The organism is Nocardia sp. NPDC004711 (assembly GCF_053601595.1).
The window spans coordinates 96,287-117,487 of sequence record NZ_JBSGCB010000007.1; the positions used below are offsets into that span (position 1 = coordinate 96,287).

Genomic DNA, 21,201 nt, shown 5'->3' on the forward strand with positions numbered 1-21,201 from the left:
GCGACGATCGGGTGTTGGGAAGGCGGGTCTTCGGTGTCCGGAGACGAGGAAAGCGGCTGGTTTGCTGAGGATATCGCGGTGCCGACCTTCGGCCAGGCGCTGCGGCGGCTGCGCGACGAACGCGGCTTCTCCCGCGAGCACCTGGCCTACACGGCGGGTGTGAGCGCCAGCTACATCACGGCCCTGGAGAAGGGCGAACGGGGAAACCCGACGCGATCGGTGGTCGATTCCCTGATGCGCTGCCTGAACCTGATGTCCCCGCTGACCCCCACCGACCGCCGGCATCTGCACGAACTGGCCGGGCTGCGCATACCCGAAACCGCCGACCCGGAGGAACTGCACGCCGCCATCACCCCGGATCAGCAGCGCGCCCTGGCCCTGTTGGAACCGGCCCTCGCCGCCTACCTGGACCCGTGCGGAAACGTCCTCGACTCCAACGACTCCTGGAACGCGGCCCTGCCCGGCCTCCGCGAGGAGGGCAATGTCTTCCGCTGGATGTTCGGCAACGAACAGGCGAAAGTCGTCGAGGTGGACTGGGAATCCGAAGCCCGCCAATACGTCCAATGGCTGCGCATGACGGTCGGCCGCGCCCCCGACGATCCCGTCTTCACCACCTTCGTCGCCGATCTGGCCCGCTTCCCCGACTTCCGCCGCTTCTGGTCCGAGGGCGGCGTCGACTTCACCCCACCCGTCCGCACCCAACGCCTCCGCGACCCCGACTCCGGCGAAATCCGCGAATACAGCGTCCAAGCCGGCCCGGTCCACAACGAAACGTACCCGGACCGGATAACCCTGTTGCTCTGCCTGCCACTCTGATTCGATTCGGGCCTCAACGCAGAAGCGGAGTTCGTGCCGATTCGGCACGAACTCCGCTCGTAGAACGTCTTGTCCTACCGGAAATTACGCGGGGACTTCGCTGCGGTCGCCGCTCCACAGCGTGTGGTACTTGCCTTCGGCGTCGATGCGCTCGTAGGTGTGGGCGCCGAAGAAGTCGCGCTGGCCCTGGGTCAACGCGGCCGGGAGACGCTCGGCGCGCAGGGCGTCGTAGTACGACAGCGAGGAGGCGAAGGCCGGGACCGGGATGCCGAGCTGCGTGGCGGTCACGACGACCCGACGCCAGCTGTCGACGGCGTTCTCGATGGCCTCACGGAAGTACGGGGCGAGGATCAGGCTCGGCAGGGCCGGGTCCGCCTCGTACGCCTCCTTGATGCGGTTGAGGAAGCGGGCGCGGATGATGCAGCCGCCGCGCCAGATGGTGGCCAGGTCACCGGGGTGCAGGTCCCAGTTGTATTCGGCGGAGCCGGCGGCGATCTGGTCGAAGCCCTGGGCGTAGGCGACGATCTTGGAGGCGTAGAGGGCCTGGCGGATGTCCTCGGTGAATTGGGCCACATCCGTGGGCTTTTCGCCGAGGGCGCCGGAGGAGAGGCCCTTGGCGGCGGCGCGCTGGGCGCGGGAGCCGGACAGGGCGCGGGCGAAGACGGCCTCGGCGATACCCGTCACCGGGATGCCCAGATCGAGGGCGGACTTGACGGTCCAGCGGCCGGTGCCCTTCTGCTCGGCGGCGTCCACGATCACGTCGACCAGCGGCTTGCCGGTCTTGGCATCGACCTGCTCGAGCACCTCGGCGGTGATCTCCACCAGGTAGCTCTCCAGCTCACCGGAGTTCCACTGGGTGAACACGTCCGCGATCTGCTTGGCGTCGAAGCCCAGCGCGTCCCGGAACAGGTTGTAGGCCTCGCCGATGAGCTGCATGTCGGCGTACTCGATGCCGTTGTGCACCATCTTCACGAAGTGGCCGGACCCGTCGGGGCCGATGTGGGTGCAGCAGGGGGTGCCGTCGACCTGCGCCGCAATGGATTCCAGCAGCGGACCCAGCGACTCGTAGGACTCCTTCGGGCCGCCCGGCATGATGGCGGGCCCGTTCAGCGCGCCCTCCTCGCCGCCGGAGATGCCCGCGCCGACGAAGTTCAGCCCGCGCGCCTTCATGGCCGCCTCGCGGCGGATGGTGTCGGTGTAGAGGGCGTTGCCGCCGTCGATGATGATGTCGCCGGGCTCCATGGCCGCGGCCAGCTCCTCGATCACGGCGTCGGTGGCGTCACCGGCCTTGACCATGATGAGCACGCGGCGCGGCTTCTCCAGCGCGGCCACGAACTCCTCGACGGTCTCGGTGCGCACGAAATCACCATCGCCGCCGTGCGCCTCGAGCAGCGCGTCGGTCTTGCCGATGCTGCGGTTGTGCAGGGCGACGGTGTACCCGTGCCGTGCGAAGTTGCGGGCGATATTGCTACCCATGACCGCCAGGCCGGTCACGCCGATCTGAGCGCGCGCTTCCGAGGTCGCCATGAAACAGCCTCTCCGTTCGAAGATTGTGATGACCGCACGAAGTCTCCTCGGCGGCGGCATCGACGGATGCGCTCCACGACGCCATACCTTTTCTACCCGGTCCGGCCTCCGCCGCACCGAGGGACCCCGGCCACGCGGCCGGGCTCAGCCCGCCAGGCGACCGGTGACGGGCGGGATCGCGGCCGCCTCGGGTTCGCGGCGGGACGTCCAGCCGAGCCGCTCGCCCAGTACCCGGGCACAGCAGCGGATGGAGCGCACGGCCTCGGTCTCGCCGTTCGCGCGCCACAGCAGCGACCACGGATAGTAGGCGGGCTCGGCGATCGCGATCCAGCGCAGGCCCGGCAGCGGCGCACAGGAGCGGGGCACGCACACCAGCGCGTGACCGTCGCGGACCAGCCGGCCCGCGCCCAGCACGCTGTGCACCGTGCCCGGGTAGGGCTTGGCCGCGAATCCCGCTGTGCGGCACAGCTCCCGGATGTACTCGTTGAATTCCGGCGCGCGGGATTCGTCGGCGAACACCAGCGTCTCCCCGGCCAGTTCGGCGAGCGGCACCGCGTGCCGGTGCGCCCAGGGATGCTCCGCGGCGACCAGCACACCCAGCCGATCCAACCGGATGACCTCCGACGCCACCCCGTCCGGCAGCTGTGTCGCACGCCCGATGCCGACATCGAGCCGCCCCTGGGCGAGCAACCGGCACTGCTCGGGCACCCCGGCCTCGACCTGATGCACCTCGACCAGTTCCGGATGATGATGCCGGACCGCGGCCAGCACCACCGGCATGGTGTCGAAACTGGCGTCCCCCTGCGCAACCCGCAGGACGGCATCGGTGCCGGTCATGGTGCGCGCCGCGGCCGCGGCCCGGTCGACGTGGCTGAGGATCAGCCGGGCCTCGCCCAGCAGCAGCGTGCCCGCGGCGGTGAGGCGCACGTGGTGGGTGCTGCGCTCCACCAGCGGGACCCGTAGTTCGCGTTCCAGCCGCTGAATCTGCTGGCTCAACGCCGACTGGACGATGTGCTCGCGCGCCGCGGCGCGCCCGAAGTGCAGTTCCTCCGACAGCGTCACGAAGTAACGCAGTTGCCGCAGCTCCACGACCGACCCCCTCGCGCCGTTCGGCACCGGTGGTCGATGACCGGTTGCCGTCGGCAGTTTCTCCTTCTCGTGCCCATCGAATATCGCGCGCACGGCCGTCCGGGTAACGAGTGGTGGGCTACCCGATTTTCGGAGACATACCCCGATCAGTTCGAGTGAAGATGTTTTCGGACTTCGCTGGTTTCCGATCGCGGCGGCCCGGGCTGCACTGGAGGGCATCAGAACTCGCCCCGCCGGGCGGATTCACCGTTTCCCTCGAAGGACCGCCCGTCATGAAAGCAATCAGCATCAAGCAGAACAAAGGGCTCGGCTGGATTCCGGACCTACCCGACCAGCGCGATCACCTCTACGCCGCGCCGGCCGCGACGATCGCCCAGCTGCCGCCGTCCGTGGACCTGACCTCGAAGTTCGCCCCCGTCTACGACCAGGGCAAGCTCGGCTCCTGCACCGGCAACGGCATTGCGGGGGCGCTGCAGTTCGACGCCATGAAAGAGCAACTGGCCGACGTATCCGTGCCGTCCCGGCTGTTCATCTACTACAACGAACGCGTCATGGAGGGCACGGTCGGTCAGGACGCGGGCGCGATGATCCGCGACGGCATCAAGAGCGTGGCCACCGTGGGCGCCTGCCCGGAATCCGAATGGCCCTACGATATTTCGGAATTCGCGATCGAACCGCCGCAGAAGTGCTTCACCGATGCGGCCGAGCATCGGGCCATCCAGTATTCCCGGGTGGCGCGCACGCTCTCCCAGATGCAGGGGTGCCTGGCCGACGGATATCCGTTCGTCTTCGGCTTCACCGTCTACGAGAGCATCTTCACCCCGGAGGTCGACAAGACCGGCGACATCCCCCTGCCCGCCGCCAATGAACAGGTGGTGGGCGGACATTGCGTGGTCGCGGTCGGATACGACGACACCCGGTCGGTATTCCGGATCCGCAATTCCTGGGGTACCGCCTGGGGCCGGAACGGATACGGCACCCTGCCCTACGCGTACATGCTCTCGGTCAACGCGTCCGACCTCTGGACCATCCGCACTGTCACCGGCTAGCCGCCACGGACAAGCCGAAACCGCTTGTCCGCCAAGCCGGATACCCACGGCAGCGACCGCCGAAAACCGGTGGTCGCTGCCGCGTGCGCACCGATACAGTGCCGGAATGACACGTTTGAATCAGATTGTCGCCGTCGAGAAAGGGATCAAGTCCCGGACCTTCTCCGACCTCACCGAGGCCCATCACAAACTGGCCAAGAACCCGCTGCTGAGCGGTATTTCGCGCACCTACCGCCCCAAGGACGAGGAGGGCGAGCAGCTGCCGCCCGAGTCGACGCGCGTCCAGGTGAGATCCGAGGAGGTCCTGCAGGCCACGGCGGAGATCCTGACCAAACTGTTCGACGTGGTGGCCACCAAGGACTGGGCGAACTGCACCGCCACCGCCGATGTGGTGGTGGACGGCCGCACCCTGGTGCAGGGCGCGCCCATCACCTACCTGCTGTTCCTGGAGAAGCAGCTGGTGGACCTGCACACCTTCGTGCGCAAACTGCCGGTGCTGGATGCCGCGGAGTCGTGGGAATACGATGCCGCCGCGGACTGCTACGCCACCGAGCCGGTACAGACGGTGCGCACCAAGAAGATTCCACGCAACCACGTGAAAGCCGAAGCGACGGAGAAGCATCCGGCGCAGGTCGAGGTGTATCACGAGGATGTGGTGGTCGGCTACTGGCGCACCATCAGGTTCTCCGGCGCGCTGCCCGCCAAGCGCGTCAACGAACTCACCGAGCGCGTCGAAAAGCTCCAGCACGCAGTCAAGTTCGCGCGCGAAGAGGCCAACAATGCCGAGATCACCCAGCGCAAGCTGGGCGATGAGGTCTTCGGATATCTGTTCGGCTGATCCCCGAGCCGTCCACGGCCGGAGTCACCCGCGGAGCGGGCCGGGGACCGGTTCGAGATGGCCGGCAAGCTGGGCCGGGTGGGTGAGCTGCGGATAGTGTCCGGCGCCGGGCAGTTCGGTCACCGGATGGCCGACGGGCACGACCAGCGGATCGGCCGACCCGGCGATGATCTCGACCGGGACACTCACCCGCTCCAGCAGTTCCCGGGACCGCGCCCGCTCGGCGTGCACTGTCCGCATTGCCTCGACCACCCGCCGCGCGACTCCGGGGCGTCGCAAATCTGCTGCGGCACTGTCCATCTCGTGACTCGCGGGAACCCCCAACATCTCGGCGAGCCGGTCGGTGGACATGCGCCGCAGGACCGACGCCGCCAGCGGCGAGCGGGCCGACTTCGGACCGGGAGCCTGCAGGAACGGCGGGGAGATCAGAACGAGCCTGCTGATGCGGTCGGGATGCTCGATGGCATAGCGCAGTGCGGGCCCACACGCCAGCGAGTGCGCGACGAGCACCGGCCGCGTCCGGACCTGGCTCAGCACCTCCCCCAGCCACTCCTCCACCGGCCGGCCGGAGGCGGCCGAGCGGCCCAGACCCGGCAGATCAGGCGTCAGGACCGAACCGTGCAGCCGCGCGGCGAGCGGAGCCCACAGATCGGCATTCATCGGAAGCCCGTGCAGCAGCACGTGATCGGGGGTGTGCCTGTCTCCGGCGATCCAGGTCCGGCTGCCCGCCACGGTATGGAAGCCGTAGGGGCGCGCCCACGGTGACGCGGCGCCGAAGCGCTCGGCGACCAGGTCGTCGGCCCATGTCCGCAGCGCATCGTGCGCGGAGGGCATCTCCAGACCCGTTGCGGCGGCGAAGGTTCGAGCGGAAGCCGTCGGATAGCGGTCGGTCGAGAGGAAGGACAGCGTCTCGGGATCGGCTCCGGTGATCCTGCGCGGCAGGCGCCGGAGCAGACCGACGGGAACGCTGCGGCGCGGCGCCCGCACCCCCATCTGGTCGGCGACCGTGCGCACCAGTTCGGGCAGTCGCGGCGTGGTGTCGTCGAGCACCCAATGATGCTCGCCCGCAGGCGATTCGGGAATAGCCGCCAAGAACCGAACGAAATAGTCGATGGTGACGATGGGAACGAAAACCTCCGGACCACCCGGGATTGCGGGCAGCCGCCCCTCCCACAGATCCCGGACCAGACCGGCCAGCCCGAGATGTTGCCCCGGCCCGATCACGGTGCTCGGGTTGGCAATGGTCAGCGGCACGCCGCGCTCGCGTGCCCGGTTCCGGACCGCGAGATCGCCCTCGAATTTCGATGCCTCGTACGCCCCCAGTCCGGCGTAGTCGGGCTCGCCGTCCGGCGCGCTGACCCGGTACCCGCTCACGTGCACCAGCCGCCGCAGCCCGGGCAGGGTCGCGGCCCAGTCGAGCACATTGATCACCCCGATCACATTGGTAGCCCGCGCCTCTCGCACGTCGAGCCCGAACGCGTACCGCGCCGCGGCGTTGTACACGTCGCGCACCTCGGGCAACCCCGTGAGCGGTGCGGTGATGTCGGCGGTGACGACCGTCAGCCCACCGATGTCGACCCCCTTGGCGACGAGCCACGGGGTCAGGGTGTCGTTTCGCACCGCCGCCGCCACCCGCTGCCCCCTGCCGAGCAACTCGGCGACCAGCGAACGGCCGATGAATCCTGTTGCGCCGAAGACGATTGCATCCATGCCCACTCCTAATAGACCGGTCTATATATTCTCGAGCCAAAAAGAGAGCCGGCGATCACGCCGGCCCGCACTCACCGCAGCCAGACGGCGATCTGCCTGCCGACCCGATTCAGCGGCTCCCTGCTGCGATGCGCCCTGGCCAGCAGCAGCGCGCCCTCGATCAGGGCGAGAATCGCGGTTGCCAGGTCATCGGCACCGGGCTGCCCGGCCAGCCGCGCACGCAGGGTCTCCTCCCACGAGGAGTAGACCTCCGAACACGCCTGCTGCATCGAGTCATTGGCGGCGGCCGTCTCGAGCGCCACGGTGGCGACCGGACACCCCTTCCGCCACTCCGACGTTTCCAGTCTATCCCCCAGTTGCTGCAACACCAGGTCGACCAATTCGGCCACCGGCAACTCGGAATCGGCAAGCGCCCCAAGGGAATCGCCGATCACCCCGCCGGCCCGTCGCACGGACTCCCCCACCAGCTGGTCCTTGCCGCCGGGGAAGTGGAAGTACAGCGAACCACGCGGCGCACCACTGAGCGCGATCACCTGGTTGAGCCCCGCGCCGAAGTACCCTCCGGCCTCGACCAGCTCCTGCGTAGCGTCCAGCAGCCGGTCTCGCGTTTCGGCGCCCTTCTGTCCCATGCGGAAAAACTAGACCGGTCTACATATTTCTGTCAACCCCGGCCCGCTCGGCGAGCGGATAATCGCTTGGCCGACCGCCGCGGCGCCGTCTACAGTCGGCAGTGCGCAAGGAGCGCAAGCTGAAACCGAAGTTCCCTGTGACGGGCACAGCGGCCCAGTGGAGGTTCGAGTCCTCCTCCCGCCATCCACGGCGGGATAGCCCAATTGGCAGAGGCACCGCGCCCTCAAACTCACACTCTCGCTCCAGTTTCAGCATTTGCCGCCGAACGCCGAATCGAGGGAACGGATTGTCAGCGTGAAGGTTGCGGGTTCAACTCCCGCCGGCTCAGCCACCAATGGGCCGTAGCTCAATCGCAGAGCGTCACGTTAACTTCAGACTCAACCCGTTCTTAAACGTGTCGGCGTGCCGCAAATGGGCGGACACCGAAACCCCGGGGCAGGCTAGGCCCCGGGGTTTCCCATCCCGCTCCCCGTGGCGCGGCTACTGCTCATGCGTCCCAGGTAGCGCGGGCGCAACCCATCTCGAGAGATAACCGCGAATCTCCTTGCCCCGCCGCGGTGGTCGGCCCGGATCGATGATGAAGGACTGCACGATCCGCAGCATGTGCTCGACGAGTTCGTCCAGATCGGCGCCGGAGATTCCGGCCGCGGCCCAATCCACCGAGAAACGTTCCAGTATCGAACGCCCGAAAGACCGTGCGGTATCGGAGGTTACGCCGGCCGAGAAAGCGCCGGCCCGCCCCGATCGCAACAGCAGGCCGAGGTATTTCTCCTCCGGCAGGCGCTCGAGCGTATAGGCGATACCCTCCACCACGGCGGTCGCCGGATCGCGGATATCACCGAGCCGCTCCGCCAGCACATCCAGGAAATGTTCCGTCTGCGCCAGGGCGGTGGCCGTCAAAAGCGCTTCGACACTGGGGAAGTAGCGATACACCGTCTGACGTGTGACACCGAGATCGCGGGCCACCTCGGCAATGCTGAACTCGGCACCGGAATGATCGATGGCCCGCCGCGCGGCGGCCACGATGCGCTCGACGGCCTCCGTGTCATCGGCCGGCGCCGCCCCCGACCATCCATGCGTGCGCACCGGATCGCCATCCCTTCGCTCGCGACTGTCCCGGCCGAGATTACCGTCCGGCCTTGACCATACACATGGCCATGACTGTATGGTCAGTGGACGCAGGAAGCCCATGACCACCGCCCCGCCCCGGCCCCCGCAGCTCGACTCCCCCGTCCTGCCCAAGATCTTCAAGCGGGTCGGCCGGGCCCAGGTCTGGATCTACCGGCGCACCGGCGGCCGCATCGGCGGAAAGTGGCGCATCGGTGCGGGTTTCCGCAAACCGGTGCCGACCCTGCTGCTCGAACACCGCGGGCGCAAGACGGGCGCCGTCTACACCGTCCCGCTGCTCTACATCACCGACGGGCCCGACACCATCGTGGTGGCCTCGCAGGGCGGGCTCCCCAAACACCCGCAGTGGTACCGCAATCTGTGCGCCGATCCGGACACCCACATCCAGATCCGCGCCGACCGCTTCCCGGTGCACGCCGTCACCGCCGATCCGCAACAGCGCGCCCGGCTGTGGCCCCGGCTCGTCGAGGCATACGCCGACTTCGACACCTATCAGGCCTGGACCGAACGGGAGATTCCGGTCGTGATCCTCCGGCCGGCCGGCTAGTCGCCGCACCGCCTCAGACGGCCAGCGCGACCGTGGCGACGATGTGGCCCGGATAGAGCTCGGTGTTCAGCACGCCGCCCTGCACCCGGAAGCTCCGCACCGCGCCCGTGCTCCGATCGCGCAGCCGCATGGTGTGCACGGGCGGCGCGAATCCCACGTCGCCCGTGGCCCAGAATCGCCGGAAATCCGGAAAGGCGCCGAGCTCCCGCATAATCCCGGCGAATCCGCCGGGATCCGCGGCCGACCCCACGGTCCCCCGCAGCCAGCTGACCGACTGCCGGACATCGGATTCCCAGTCGACCATCACCTCCCGGGCCATGGGATCGGCGAACATCCACCGGTAGAGATTCCCGACCTCGCGCAATCCGGGCAACGCCTGCGCCCAATCTTCGTTCCCGGCCAGCACATTCCCGCGGATGTCGTACAGCGCGGCCAGGTTCGGCCGGTGCATCGCGAGCACTCGCAGAACGTCGGCGTCGATCGACTTCCGCAACTCCGCGACCGTCGGATGGCCGCCGATCTCCAGTCCCGCCAGATCGTGGAGATAGCGAAGCTCCGTGGCCGACAATGGATTCCACGACTCCAGGCACCGCACCAGCGCGTCCACCACCGCCCGGGTCGGCTTGGCTTTCCCGCCCTTCTCCAGCTGCGTGATATAGCTGGCGCTCACTCCGGCAGCGAATGCCAGGCGTTCCCGGGAAACACCTCGATCGTCGCGCAACCGGCGCAGCAGTTCGCCGAACGAGGGAAGCGCGACCGCCTGCCTCTCGTCGATACTTCCTACACGGCCCGTCATAGCCGCCCGGCTTCCTTCCCGCCCCCGCCGTTTCGTCGGACAACAGTCCTAGATCGCGGCCGGGGCAACGCCCAGGACGGAATGCTGCCACAATTTCCACCGTCGTGTCCCGCAACAACACCGGCAATCCGACGAGGGCAAGGCCCGAATCGGCAAACCACGGCATTTCGAGATCGACGTGTCACACGGGCAGCGTTTCGATATCAGTGCTGCCGGTCTGCGCAATTCGAGGAATTACCGTCATCGAACTCGATACGGCGCAATCGAATTCGGGCGGACCAACGCCGAACCGGGGTTCCCCGAAGGCAAGTCCGGGATATCCGATCCGTCCGGTTACCGGCGTTTCCCGCGCAATCAGCGGCGGGACCAACCAGTTCCTTTGGTATGTTGCACCGAGCACGACCCTGCGGTGGAAAAGTCGTCCGAACGATTCGAACAAAGGGTGTGGGCCTTGTCCTTTCGAGCACTGCGAACATTCCGGGTGGCCGGCGGCGCTCTCGCGGCCGTCGTGGCGGCCGCGACCGGAATCCTGACGGTCACCGGCGAGCCCAGCGGGCAGGCCGCGCCCGCCGACTGCCCGGGCCTCTCTGTCATAGCCGTCCCCGGCACCTGGGAGACCTCCATCGAGAACCCGAAGCAGGGCATGCTCTCGCAGGTCACCCGCGGGCTGCCCACCACGGTGCACGCCGACTACGTCAGTTATCCCGCCACCGCCTTCCCCTGGGACGGCGAGGTCTACGGCAGCTCCAAACGGGAAGCCGTGAATGCCGCGCGGGCGCTGCTCGCCGGGACCGCGGCACGCTGCGCCGCAACGCGTTTCGCACTCATCGGCTACAGCCAGGGCGCCGACGCCGCGGGCGACCTGGCCGCGGAGATCGGCACCGGGCTGGGAGTGGTCCCGCCCGATCGGGTGGTCGCGGTCGGGCTGATCTCCGACCCGCGCCGCTCCCCCACCGATGCGCTGATCGGCCCGCAGGTCCCCGGCACCGGCGCGGGCGGAGCGCGCGCCGGCGGCTTCGGCTGGCTCAGCCCGAAGGTCCGCACCTTCTGCGCCGCGGGCGATCTCTACTGCTCGGTCCCCAACGACGATCTGGCCGGGCGCTCGGCCGGTCTGCTCACCCAGCTGACAGCGCAGGATCCGGTCCAGATCCCGAGTTACGCGATGACCCTGCAATCCATTCTGAACGAGGCCCTCTGGCAGGGCGGCGCCGCCATCCTGTCCGCCCCGGCCGACGACCCCGCGAGCGAGCAATGGCTCCGCCAGGTCCAGGATTTCCTGGCTTCCGGCGTCCACCAGTCCTACCCGCACTACGTCGTCGACGCCGACGGCACCACCGCCACCACCTGGCTGCACAACTGGCTCGCCGACACCGCCGACCAGAAGCCCTGACGACACGAAACAAATTTCCGGAACGAGTTCATTTCAAAACAGCCCGACCGGTCCTCGCCTCGGGGTACCTTCCTGCCCGTGTCCGTCAGCGGACCGGAAGGAATTGAAAGACAGTGTTCATTGGTCAAATCGGGTCGACCGCGATCCTTGCGGCCGACTCGGCCGACTCCTCCGGCGTCTCCGCCGGCACCCTGCTGATCCCGGCGGCGGGCGTGGTCCTGCTGGTGGTGGGCCTCGTCCTGCGCAATCGGGCGAAGCGGCCCGCGGCCGACGCGGCAGCCTCGACCGGCCTGCCCAAACACACCGGCACCGTCGTCGCCGTCGCGGGCGTGCTGATCCTGGCGCTCGGCATCCTCGCCACCGTCACCAAGGGCGCCAGCACGACCGCCACCCACGATCCCGAACTCGCCGTGGGCAACTGCGTGACCGCCAGCGACTACCGCGGCGCCCAGATCGGCAAGATCCACGCCACCCCGTGTGACGACCACACCGCCGTCTACGAGCTGGCCGCCTCGGTCACCAACGGCGCCACCTGCCCGGACGGCAAACTCCGGGACGCGGGCTACTTCGTGCTGACCGACGGCAACCACTCGCTGTGCTTCGCCCCCAATGTCAAGGTGGGCGACTGCTATTCGATGCAGGCCGACGTCAACCAGATCACGCCGGTCGACTGCGCCAGCAAGGCCGGGCCCGGCGTCACGGTCCAGATCGGCGGCCGCTTCGACGGCACCACCGACCCCAACCAGTGCGCCATCCCCGCCGGGGCGACCGTCACGCCGCAACCCGCTCGCGTGGTGTGCTGGCAGCCGGTCAAATCCAGCTAGACCCGACATGTGAACGGGGCCGGGCAGTGTGACTGCCCGGCCCCGTTCACATCGTCGACCGGGAATTACACCGCCGCGGCCACAGCGGGCACACCCTCGGCGAGGTCCTGCTCGCCCAGCCGCGGGTACGTCGGATACTCGATGCCCGAGATGTACTGCACCGTCCGCACGACCTGGCACGAATAGCCGAATTCGTTGTCGTACCAGAGGTAGAGGATCGCGGTGTCACCATCCACGATGGCGGCATTGGCATCCACGATCGACGCCGCCCGCGACCCGATGAAGTCACTCGACACCACATCGGTGGCCGCGGTGAAATCGAGATTGCGGCTCAGCGGACCCGACAGCGACACCTGCCGCAGGTACTCGAGCACTTCGGTCTTCGTGGTCTCCCGCTTCAGCTGCAGGTTCAGGATCGCGACCGAAACATCCGGCGTGGGAACGCGAATCGAGCTGCCGGTGATCTTGGCCTGGAAGTCCGGCATGGCCTTCTTCACCGCCGACTGCGCGCCGGTCTCGGTCAGCACCAGGTTGAACGGCGCGGACCGGCCACGGCGATCCGACTTGTGGAAGTTGTCCAGCAGGTTCTGGTCATTGGTGAACGAGTGCACCGTCTCCACATGCCCGCGCACGATGCCGAACTCGTCGTCCATCGCCTTCAGCGGCGGCACGATCGCGTTCGTGGTGCAGGAGGCGCAGGAGAAGATCTGCTGCGACGCGTCCTGGTCGCGGTGGTTGACGCCGTGCACGATGTTCGGCACGTCGCCCTTGCCGGGCGCGGTCAGCACGACCTTCGCGATACCGGGACGCAGGTGCTGCTCGAGCCCCGCGCGGTCGCGCCACTTGCCGGTGTTGTCGATCAGGATCGCGTCGTTGATCCCGTACTCGGTGTAGTCGATCTGCGCCGGGGAGTCGCTGTAGATGAACCGAATCACGTTGCCGTTGGCGATGATCGTGTTGTTCTCGGCATCGACCTTGATGGTGCCGTTGAACTGCCCGTGCACCGAGTCCCGACGCAGCAGCGACGCGCGCTTGACCAGGTCCTCCTCGCCACCCTTGCGCACCACCACGGCCCGCAGGTTCAGCCCGTTTCCGGAGCCGGCCTTCTCGATGAGCAACCGGGCCACCAGGCGGCCGATCCGGCCGAAGCCGTACAGCACCACGTCCCGCGGGCCCGGCGCCACGGCCTTGTTCCCGTCGAGCACCTCCGCCAGCACCGTCGCGGTGAACTCGGGAATCGACAGCCCGCGGTCGTCGGCGCGGTAGGCGTGGACCAGGCGGCCGAGGTCGATCTTGCTCGGTCCCAGATCCAGCTCGCTGAGCACCTCGAGGAAGGGCAGCGTCTCGTCGATCGACAGTTCCTCGCCCTCGATCTGCCGCGCGAACCGGTGCGTCCGCAGAATGCTGATCACCGATTTGTTCACCAGCGACCGGCTGTGCAGGAGGATCGTCACCCCCTTGTCGCGATACAGCCTGCCGATAATCGGAATCATCGCCTCCGCGGCAGCCTCGTGAGCGTTCCAGCGGTCAAGATGGTCGGTAGTCAACACAAATCCTCGGGGTTGCCTCGATGCGTACGTGCACCGATGCTAGCCAGCCCGGCGGTATCACAAACCGCGGCTACCCGCATGTGAGATCCAGGTCGCGCCGGGAGCCCGCGAGGTCAGTCCCACCAGAACCACCACAGTGGCGCCGCCGCGTGCGGCTTCAGCTCGTCCAGCGTCCCCACGCCCTGATGCACCTGATCCGAGCAGTACAGGAACCGTTCGAGCGAAACGGCAAGCGCCTCTTCATCATTCTGCGGCGGGTTGCCCACCCGCAGCGCGATGGTGCCCAGCCCCATTCCCATCAGCTCCGCACCCCAGTGCCCCGCCCAGCGGCGCAGCATCGCGGCGTGATCGCTGCCGTCGAGTTCGTAGTTGCAGGCTCCCCACCAGTTCAGCAGGTGCGGCACCCGCCACGGGTGCGGCGCCGGGACGAGCGCCAGGTACTCGGTGTCGTCGTCGAGGACGGCCCAGGCGTCGGCCCAGCCGAATCCGTCGTGATCCAGATCCGCGGCGGTGAGCACGCGCGGGCTCCGTGGAATCGAATCGACGCCCTCGGTGACCGGCAGCATCCCCATCCGCCCGGAACGGCGGTACACCAATCGAATTCAGCACCCCCGGATCCAATCAGCCCGGACCGACAATCCGCCGCTCCCGGGTTCCGAACCGGAGGCGGTCGCCGCGACGACGACCGCCCGCTGCCGATTCGCCGCTGTGCTGGGCGCCTCAGTGCTGTGCGGAGAGGCTGCTGAGCACCCCGCCCGCGTAGCCGCCGCCGAAGGCGCTGCCGAGCGCCGCCGCCGCACTACCGGCATCGACCGACCCGGCGCCCACGGCATTGCCCAGATCGGCGGCCGAGCCCGGCGTGATGTCGACATCCGTCAGTGGAAGCCCGTCCGCTGCGGCCGTCCCGATGCCCGCTCCGAACAGAGCGCAGGCCACCGCACTCACAAGAATGGTTCGTTTCATGAAGCTGTTCCTCTTATCCACGTCGCGAAGCAGGTGTAGTCGTCCCCTGCTCCGCGCGCCAGAGCATATGAAATATTGGTAATTCAGATGAGCGTTTTGGACCGTTTGGTACGCCGACCTCGCCCGACGCTCGATCGGCCCGCGTCGATAACACTGATTTGCGAATAGATCGCCGAGGCGCGTGCCCTGCGATTCCGAGCCGTGAAGACCGTGGTTCCGGCGGCACGCCCCTGACGCGGAGTCGTTGCCCTCGGCGAATACCCATAGCCGCCACCGCATTTTGGGAAGCCGGTCACATTCGTGTTGTGCCCCGCCGGCCGCCGGCGATGAGGGTGTGACAGCAGGCGCTTGGAAAGGCGGATAGACATGGCAGGTCGGCATCGTGCGGCGAGCAAGCCCAGCAGAGTGCTGCGCGGACTTCCGGTCGCCGTGGTCGTCCCCGCCGCGGTCGGCGTCGCCGGGATGGGTACGGCCGCGGCCGAGCCCGCCGCCCCTCGGGTCATCGAGCCCACCGCGATGGTGAACACCGCCGCGGACGCGGCGACCGACAGCCCCGTCGCCGAGCCGATCGCGCTCGCCGCGGCCACCCAGCCGGCCGCGCCGGTGGGCTTCGTCCCCGACGCCGCCGCCTCCGCTCCGGCAGTCGATACTCTCGAACCCGTTGCGCCCCAGCCGATTCCGTCCGCCACCTCGATCGCTACAGCGGCTCCGATCGCGAGCCCCATCGAGAACGGCACCTACATCGGCCAGACAGCAGGCCAGATCCTCGGCGGCATCTCCGGCACGATCCTCGGCGGCGCCGCGGGCAGCGCTCTCGCCACCGCCCTCACCGCCGGCGTGGCCCTGCCCATCGGCGCGATCGGCGGCGGCATCATCGGCGGCGTGGCGGGCACCTACATCGGCTACTACGCAGGCTCTTTCATCGGATCCTGGGTGGCCGAGCAAGCCCCGCAACTGATCCCGAACGTCCTCCCCTGACCCGCTTCGCCATCCCTGCGGCACCGGCACCGGCACCGGATAGTCCGCCTCCACCACGGTCACTGCTCCATCGCATGAGCGTGGAGCGCACGGGACCGATCGTCTCGGACGTCCGAATACATACGGCGAGGCGCTCGATCCCGCCCGCACGGTGGGCATCGGCGATACCCCGAGCACTCACCGGACGCGATAGTCGATGCGCTGGAACCGAATACAAGCGCCGCCGCGGTGGAAGAACTGCTCGAGGGTTGAGCGTCGCGATCCTCTCGCCTACTCAGCCGCGGCCCGCGCGGTCGGGTTCGGGTGGCCCGAGCAGGTCCCACCGGTTTCCGGAGATGTCGAGGAAGACGGCAACCTGACCGTAGGGTTCGGTGCGCGGCTCGGTCACGAACGTCACACCGGCACCGACCATCCGGCGATACGTCCCCGCGAAGTCGACGACCCGGAGAAAGAACCCGACTCGCCCAGCGACCTGATCTCCGACAGCGCCGCGCTGCCTGTCCCCGTCCGCTTGCGCAAGCAGGATTCCGGTAGTCCCGGCAGGTGGGCGAACAACGACCCACCGCTTCGGACGTCCATCATTGGTGCGCGACGGGGAGTCCTCGATCAGATCGAAACCGAGTGTCTCGACGAAGAACTCGATGGCGGAGTCGTACTCCTCGACAATGATCGTGATCAGCTCCAGATGCACTCCGTGAGCCTAGGGCGTCCCCAGCCTGGCGTTCGGGTGAAATGCGTCAGCGGAAATACTCGAACGGCGTGTCGGTTACGAGATGTGCCGGACGATTCCATCGGTCGCGGACTCTTCGATGGCGGCGAGGAGCCGGTGGTGGCGCAGGGCTGACTCGAAGCTGGGATGTGGTTGGCGGGCTTCGGCTATGGCGCGGGCGACTTCCTGGTAGAGGGCTGCGATGTTGGCCGGTGGGCCGGACCGGACGCCGGCGGGGACGGTGCGATAGGTGTCGGGCACGGGCAAGGCTTCGCCGTCGATCCGGATGTTCCAGTCGCCCCAGTGGATGAATGTCCCGGGCTCGGTTGGGGTGGCGGTCAACGTGCCATCACTGCCAACGAGCTCGAGGCGGAACCCTTCGCGGGCGGGCCCATTGCCGCCATGCACGGCGACGGAGGCGGTGGCGCCGCCGGCCAGCAGTCCGTGTAGCAGGACGTGGCTGGGCGTGGCGTTGGGTACGGTCCGATCCGTCCCCGCGACGAGAACGTGGTCGTGCATGCGAGGGAGTCGTGCGGTGACCTCGGTCAGCGGGCCCGCGACCCGTTCGAGTGCGGCCAGGAAATGACCGGCCATGATGGTCAGGATGTTGGTTCCCGCCGCAGGATCCAGGCCGAACACCAGATTCGGCCAGATTCGACTGCCACCGAAGGGAGCCCCTTCCGCCACCAGCGCGACCGATTCGAGCCTGCCGATCCGACCGTCTGCCAACAGGTCTGCGGCGAAGCGGGCACTCGCGGAATGGTGGCCCTGCAGGACAACCGCGTGAACGACGCCGGCGGCGGTGGCGGCCTCGGTCAACTCGCGCGCTTCGTCGGCGTCGACGCCCAATGGCCACTCGGACACAACGTGTTTGCCCGCATCGAGTGCCGCCCTGATCACGGCGGCATGGCCGGATGCCTTCACCGAGACGACGACCAGGTCGACGTCGGGGTGCGCGGCGAGTTCGCGTGCGTCGGCGAAGGCATGCCGGGCGCCGTGGGCGGCAGCGGCCCGGTCCGCGCTGGCCTGGTTGGTGGTCGCGACCGCGGTCAGATCGAACTCCTCGAGCGCGGCGAGCGCGGGTAGGTGTGAGCTGTCCGCCCACCCGCTTGCCCCGACAACTCCGACTCGGATCATGTCCCACTCCTTAGTTATGTACCTTTCGGTAAGAAACTAAGTGGCACGGCACGCACGCGCAAGGGGTAATGTACCGATAGGTAAAAAACACGGGAGAGAGCACGGAGAACGGCATGCCCGGCGGACGCCCACGCGCATTCGATGCAGACACCGCACTCGACCGCGCGCTGGAAGTGTTCTGGCGGAACGGTTATGAGGGCACCTCGCTGGCCGACCTGACCGCCGCGATGGGCATCAACAAGCCCAGCCTCTATGCCACCTTCGGCAACAAGGAAGAACTGTTCGGCAAGGTTCTCGCCCGCTACCTCGACGGCCCCGGCGCCTACGCCGCCGACGCGCTGGACGCGCCCACCGGCCGCGAGGTGATCGAGCGGCTGATCCACGGGGCCGTCGACCTGACCGCAGGCAAGAACACGCCCCATGGTTGCCTGTGCGTCAAGACCGTTCAAGCCTCAGGACCCGACGCACACGCCGTACGCCAGGAGGCCGCCACCGTACGAAAAGCCGCCGAGGCCGCACTGCGCAGGCGGCTCGAGCAGGCCACCGACCTGCCGTCGAGCCACGAACCGGCAGCCCTGGCCGCACTCGTCCACACGATCTCCGACGGCCTCGCCGTCCAGGCCGCAGCCGGGCGCAGCCACGACGAGCTGCGACAGATCGGCGACTCGGCACTGCGCGCACTGCTGGACGCAGACACCTAGACCGCGCCGCCAAAAGTTCAGCGCTCCACAATGATTCAGCGGAGCAACCTGCGATGCGTGGTCGAGCTCGACCAGATCCGGCTCGGCCGACGGAATCGCCCACGCTGAAGACTCGACCCCGGCCCGAGCCCGGCAGGCGCGCGATAGCCGAGCGTTGCGAAACGCAACTGGTGGCCTTGCACTGCCTCGATCCGCCCGTGTCCGTGCTCGAGTTTCAGCCGACGGGTGACCGCGCCGCCTCCAGAGCCCTCGAACGCCCCGTCCAAGGCATTACAGTGGCCAGATCGTGGCTGGACTCAGGAAACGGTCTCTCCAGGGCGCTTGATCGGTGAGCGATCGGTCCCCGAGATCGACGACACTTGGGAGGAAGGCATGAGCGCCGGAATGATCGTGCTGACCGTGCTCAACGGCGTGGTCTCCGCGATAGGCATCGGCTTCGGAGTGGCTGCGGCCCTACGTCCTTCGGTCTCGAGTCACGAGGAGGACCCCACTGCGGGAGAACGTTTCTACGCGCGGGCCTATGCGGTGAGAGCAGTGCCGCTGGGACTTCTCGCCGGCGTGGTTCCCTTCTTCTCGCACGGCGCCGTCAGCGCTCTCGCCCTGGTCGCCGCCGCGTTCGCCCAGGCGGGAGATGCCGTGATCGGCGCAGGGCGTAGAGAAGTGCAAATGGTTGCCGGACCTTTGTTTGCGTGCGTTGTCCACGTGATCACCGCGATCGCGGTGGCCTAGAGTCACTGGTCACCAGGAGCTGCGGAAGATCAACGGGCCGAGAGCCGTACGGCCGCGACGTGCACGCACATGCGGATGTGGGTGCAATCGAGCACTATCCGAGACCGAACAGCAGCCTCTCGCCAACTCCTCAGTCGCAGTGCATGTTCAGAACGGCTGCGCCGCCAATTCATCCGCTCATGACAGCCCACTCGATTGCCACGACCCGCTGTCTGAAACGACCACGGGACCGACCGGAAAATTCAAAGGACATAGATCATCTCGGACGGCCACCTGGGTCAGAAGGGCGGATCGTCATCGCGCTCGGTAGCCGTGCGGATGGGCGAGGCGTTGGGCTTGGATGTGTGGCGGGCGCGGATGCGTGTTCGCGCTTTCCGTCGCTGGGCGGGTGTGCAGTAGACGTGCACCAGTTCGGTCATGGCGTTGGTCACCGGGCCCGGATCGATCAACGGGCGTACAGGTTCGGCGTGGGGGACGGCGGTGGCGCTGAGCGGCGGCACCGGCAGGCGCGGGAACAGGAACTTCGCGCCCTCGGGGGTGGTGGTGACCGATCCGCCTGTGGGCGTGCGCCATTCGACAGTCCGGTCGCGGTGGTGGAGGATCTGCCAGCCATTGACCCCGTTGTCGGCCAGGGTCTTGAGCCGGTGATGCCGACGACACCGGCACCCCAGATTGGCTTCGACTGTGCGGCCGCCGTTTTCGGGGTTCGTGTGGTCGAATCGGTCTTGGTGATCGAGATCGGAGGCGACGGCGGGCACCGCGCAGCCAGGCGCGCGGCAGCCCCCATCCAGCGCCCGCACCCGCGCGGCGACACGAGCACCGGGCCGGTACCGCAGTTCACTATCGACACTGCAGTTTTCGGCGGTTGCGGCCGAGTCGACGGGAGCGCCAGCACCTCTGACAGCGCTGGTGTCCGTACCGGAGCCCGTGCCGGTGGCGGAGCTTGTCCCGGCTGCGGCGTTCATGCTGGTGCCGGTGGCGACAGTAGCGCTGGCGGCCGCGCTGATGCCGGTGGCAGTGGCAGCGTTCACGCCGGTGGCGATGGCAGCGTTCACGCCGGTGGCGGTGGCAGCGGTGGTAGCGGCGGCTGCTTTGATGCCGGTGCCGATCGCAGCGAGGGTGCCGACGGCGGTAGCGGCGGCGAGGGCGCCGGTGTCGGTGTCGGTGATGATGGTGAAGCGGGCGTGGCGGGCGATCTGGCGTGCCAGGTCCGCGTCGATGGCCCCGAACCCGGCCAGCAGCGCCGGGTTGTCACGCAGGCCGGCCAGGGTTTCGGCCGAAACACCCACCTGTACCAAGGCTTTGCGCGCCGCGCGGAGTGGGTCGGCGGTGGCGGCGCGGGGGCAGTCGGCATGCCCGCAGCGGCAGGTGAGTTGGCCGCTGCCGTCGGCCAAGGCCACCAACGCATCGGCGCGGCGCTGGCTGGTGGTGCGCGGATCACGGCCGCAGCACTGGGTGACCGCCATCTCCCGCAATCGCTCGTAGAGGGCTTGGCCTCCGGCGGCGGGCAGCACCGCCTCCACCTGCGCGGTGCCGTCGTCGGCGGCGGTGACCTTCACATACCGGTCGGCTTCGGCGGCCTTACGGCGGGCAGCCTGCCCGGCCGGGTCGGCCTCGAGCAGCCAGCGACGCAGGGTGCGCCGCACCCGCTGCGGCTCAGCGGTTTCCGCATACGCCGCGATACGCGGCTCCAGCACCGCAACCAAATCGTCGGAGACGTTGGTGAGAACGTCACTGATCACACGCACCCGCGCCAGATCCAGACGCCCCGCCTCGAAACCGGACCGGGTCACCGGATACCGGTGCGCCAACCCCAGCCCCACCCCGATCAACCCGTCCACCGAGCGCTGCGACACCCGCAGCGCGATCCCGATCTCGGTGGCCGCATCCTCCCCCGCATACAAGGCTCCGACCCCGAGCGCGAGCTGCTGCGCGCGGCGCAACCGATACAGCCGTGTCATCAAGCCGATCTCCTCGGCTTGGGCCGCAGCAATCATCGAGTGCACCACCTGAAGCCGCTCCACCACCTCCGCGGCAGCAAGCATGTCATCAGCGGACTCGACCATGTATTCGATCATAGTTTCGAATCA

The 21,201-nt window shown here is 68.1% G+C and carries 21 protein-coding genes; 9 read left to right on the forward strand and 12 right to left on the reverse strand.

Annotation, left to right across the window (positions count from 1 at the left end; translation table 11 throughout):
- The first annotated feature begins 78 nt into the window (after positions 1-78).
- Positions 79-816 (forward strand): helix-turn-helix domain-containing protein, encoded by a 738-nt coding sequence (locus ACWEKS_RS08665; RefSeq protein ID WP_452339505.1) that lies wholly within the window; start codon positions 79-81, stop codon positions 814-816.
- A gap of 84 nt (positions 817-900) precedes the next feature.
- On the opposite strand, the gene gndA is transcribed toward ACWEKS_RS08665, so the two are convergent.
- Both gndA and ACWEKS_RS08675 read right to left on the reverse strand, forming a co-directional pair.
- The gene (gene gndA / locus ACWEKS_RS08670; protein WP_452339506.1) at positions 901-2,343 is read right to left on the reverse strand and encodes an NADP-dependent phosphogluconate dehydrogenase; all 1,443 of its coding nucleotides are present in this window, start codon (positions 2,341-2,343) and stop codon (positions 901-903) included.
- A 144-nt stretch (positions 2,344-2,487) separates the two neighbouring features.
- Entirely contained in the window at positions 2,488-3,432 is a 945-nt protein-coding gene (locus tag ACWEKS_RS08675; protein ID WP_452339507.1) for a LysR substrate-binding domain-containing protein, read from the reverse strand.
- Between the two features lie 272 nt (positions 3,433-3,704).
- Between ACWEKS_RS08675 and ACWEKS_RS08680 the strand changes: the two genes are divergently transcribed.
- Positions 3,705-4,481, forward strand: a complete 777-nt coding sequence (locus tag ACWEKS_RS08680; protein ID WP_452339508.1) for a C1 family peptidase — start codon at positions 3,705-3,707, stop codon at positions 4,479-4,481.
- 106 nt (positions 4,482-4,587) lie between these two features.
- A complete protein-coding gene (locus ACWEKS_RS08685; protein ID WP_452339509.1) occupies positions 4,588-5,319 on the forward strand; it encodes a DUF7873 family protein in 732 nt (243 codons plus the stop codon).
- Between the two features lie 24 nt (positions 5,320-5,343).
- Here ACWEKS_RS08685 and ACWEKS_RS08690 read toward each other — a convergent pair whose 3' ends face one another.
- The 3 genes from ACWEKS_RS08690 to ACWEKS_RS08700 all read right to left on the reverse strand — a co-directional run bounded on the left by ACWEKS_RS08690 (position 5,344) and on the right by ACWEKS_RS08700 (position 8,745).
- On the reverse strand, positions 5,344-7,029 hold the full coding sequence (locus ACWEKS_RS08690) for an alpha/beta fold hydrolase (RefSeq protein ID WP_452339510.1): 1,686 nt from the start codon (positions 7,027-7,029) through the stop codon (positions 5,344-5,346).
- Between the two features lie 71 nt (positions 7,030-7,100).
- Positions 7,101-7,658 (reverse strand): TetR/AcrR family transcriptional regulator, encoded by a 558-nt coding sequence (locus ACWEKS_RS08695; RefSeq protein ID WP_452339511.1) that lies wholly within the window; start codon positions 7,656-7,658, stop codon positions 7,101-7,103.
- 481 nt (positions 7,659-8,139) lie between these two features.
- Positions 8,140-8,745, reverse strand: a complete 606-nt coding sequence (locus ACWEKS_RS08700) for a TetR/AcrR family transcriptional regulator (protein ID WP_452339629.1) — start codon at positions 8,743-8,745, stop codon at positions 8,140-8,142.
- A gap of 103 nt (positions 8,746-8,848) precedes the next feature.
- Here ACWEKS_RS08700 and ACWEKS_RS08705 point away from each other — a divergent pair, with 103 nt between their 5' ends.
- Entirely contained in the window at positions 8,849-9,334 is a 486-nt protein-coding gene (locus tag ACWEKS_RS08705; RefSeq protein ID WP_452339512.1) for a nitroreductase family deazaflavin-dependent oxidoreductase, read from the forward strand.
- Between the two features lie 13 nt (positions 9,335-9,347).
- Here ACWEKS_RS08705 and ACWEKS_RS08710 read toward each other — a convergent pair whose 3' ends face one another.
- Complete coding sequence (locus tag ACWEKS_RS08710) at positions 9,348-10,130, reverse strand: helix-turn-helix domain-containing protein (RefSeq protein ID WP_452339513.1); 783 nt, start codon at positions 10,128-10,130, stop codon at positions 9,348-9,350.
- 451 nt (positions 10,131-10,581) lie between these two features.
- On the opposite strand from ACWEKS_RS08710, the gene ACWEKS_RS08715 reads away from it, so the two are divergent.
- The gene (locus tag ACWEKS_RS08715) at positions 10,582-11,520 is read left to right on the forward strand and encodes a cutinase family protein (protein WP_452339514.1); all 939 of its coding nucleotides are present in this window, start codon (positions 10,582-10,584) and stop codon (positions 11,518-11,520) included.
- Between the two features lie 113 nt (positions 11,521-11,633).
- Complete coding sequence (locus ACWEKS_RS08720; RefSeq protein ID WP_452339515.1) at positions 11,634-12,344, forward strand: hypothetical protein; 711 nt, start codon at positions 11,634-11,636, stop codon at positions 12,342-12,344.
- A 65-nt stretch (positions 12,345-12,409) separates the two neighbouring features.
- Here ACWEKS_RS08720 and ACWEKS_RS08725 read toward each other — a convergent pair whose 3' ends face one another.
- The 3 genes from ACWEKS_RS08725 to ACWEKS_RS08735 form a co-directional block, all read right to left on the reverse strand.
- Entirely contained in the window at positions 12,410-13,891 is a 1,482-nt protein-coding gene (locus tag ACWEKS_RS08725; protein WP_452339516.1) for a glyceraldehyde-3-phosphate dehydrogenase, read from the reverse strand.
- 116 nt (positions 13,892-14,007) lie between these two features.
- The gene (locus ACWEKS_RS08730) at positions 14,008-14,487 is read right to left on the reverse strand and encodes a DUF4253 domain-containing protein (protein WP_452339517.1); all 480 of its coding nucleotides are present in this window, start codon (positions 14,485-14,487) and stop codon (positions 14,008-14,010) included.
- A gap of 127 nt (positions 14,488-14,614) precedes the next feature.
- The gene (locus tag ACWEKS_RS08735; protein WP_452339518.1) at positions 14,615-14,857 is read right to left on the reverse strand and encodes a hypothetical protein; all 243 of its coding nucleotides are present in this window, start codon (positions 14,855-14,857) and stop codon (positions 14,615-14,617) included.
- A 366-nt stretch (positions 14,858-15,223) separates the two neighbouring features.
- Here ACWEKS_RS08735 and ACWEKS_RS08740 point away from each other — a divergent pair, with 366 nt between their 5' ends.
- The gene (locus ACWEKS_RS08740) at positions 15,224-15,835 is read left to right on the forward strand and encodes a hypothetical protein (RefSeq protein ID WP_452339519.1); all 612 of its coding nucleotides are present in this window, start codon (positions 15,224-15,226) and stop codon (positions 15,833-15,835) included.
- 274 nt (positions 15,836-16,109) lie between these two features.
- Here ACWEKS_RS08740 and ACWEKS_RS08745 read toward each other — a convergent pair whose 3' ends face one another.
- Positions 16,110-16,526, reverse strand: coding sequence for a VOC family protein (locus tag ACWEKS_RS08745; protein WP_452339520.1), 417 nt, complete (start codon positions 16,524-16,526; stop codon positions 16,110-16,112).
- A gap of 75 nt (positions 16,527-16,601) precedes the next feature.
- Entirely contained in the window at positions 16,602-17,681 is a 1,080-nt protein-coding gene (locus ACWEKS_RS08750) for a Gfo/Idh/MocA family protein (protein WP_452339521.1), read from the reverse strand.
- A gap of 113 nt (positions 17,682-17,794) precedes the next feature.
- On the opposite strand from ACWEKS_RS08750, the gene ACWEKS_RS08755 reads away from it, so the two are divergent.
- Complete coding sequence (locus ACWEKS_RS08755; protein WP_452339522.1) at positions 17,795-18,382, forward strand: TetR/AcrR family transcriptional regulator; 588 nt, start codon at positions 17,795-17,797, stop codon at positions 18,380-18,382.
- A 372-nt stretch (positions 18,383-18,754) separates the two neighbouring features.
- On the forward strand, positions 18,755-19,111 hold the full coding sequence (locus ACWEKS_RS08760) for a hypothetical protein (RefSeq protein WP_452339523.1): 357 nt from the start codon (positions 18,755-18,757) through the stop codon (positions 19,109-19,111).
- A gap of 278 nt (positions 19,112-19,389) precedes the next feature.
- Here ACWEKS_RS08760 and ACWEKS_RS08765 read toward each other — a convergent pair whose 3' ends face one another.
- Positions 19,390-21,177 carry a DUF222 domain-containing protein gene (locus tag ACWEKS_RS08765; RefSeq protein ID WP_452339524.1) on the reverse strand — a complete coding sequence of 596 codons (1,788 nt, stop codon included), beginning with the start codon at positions 21,175-21,177 and terminating at the stop codon, positions 19,390-19,392.
- Positions 21,178-21,201: the final 24 nt, after the last annotated feature.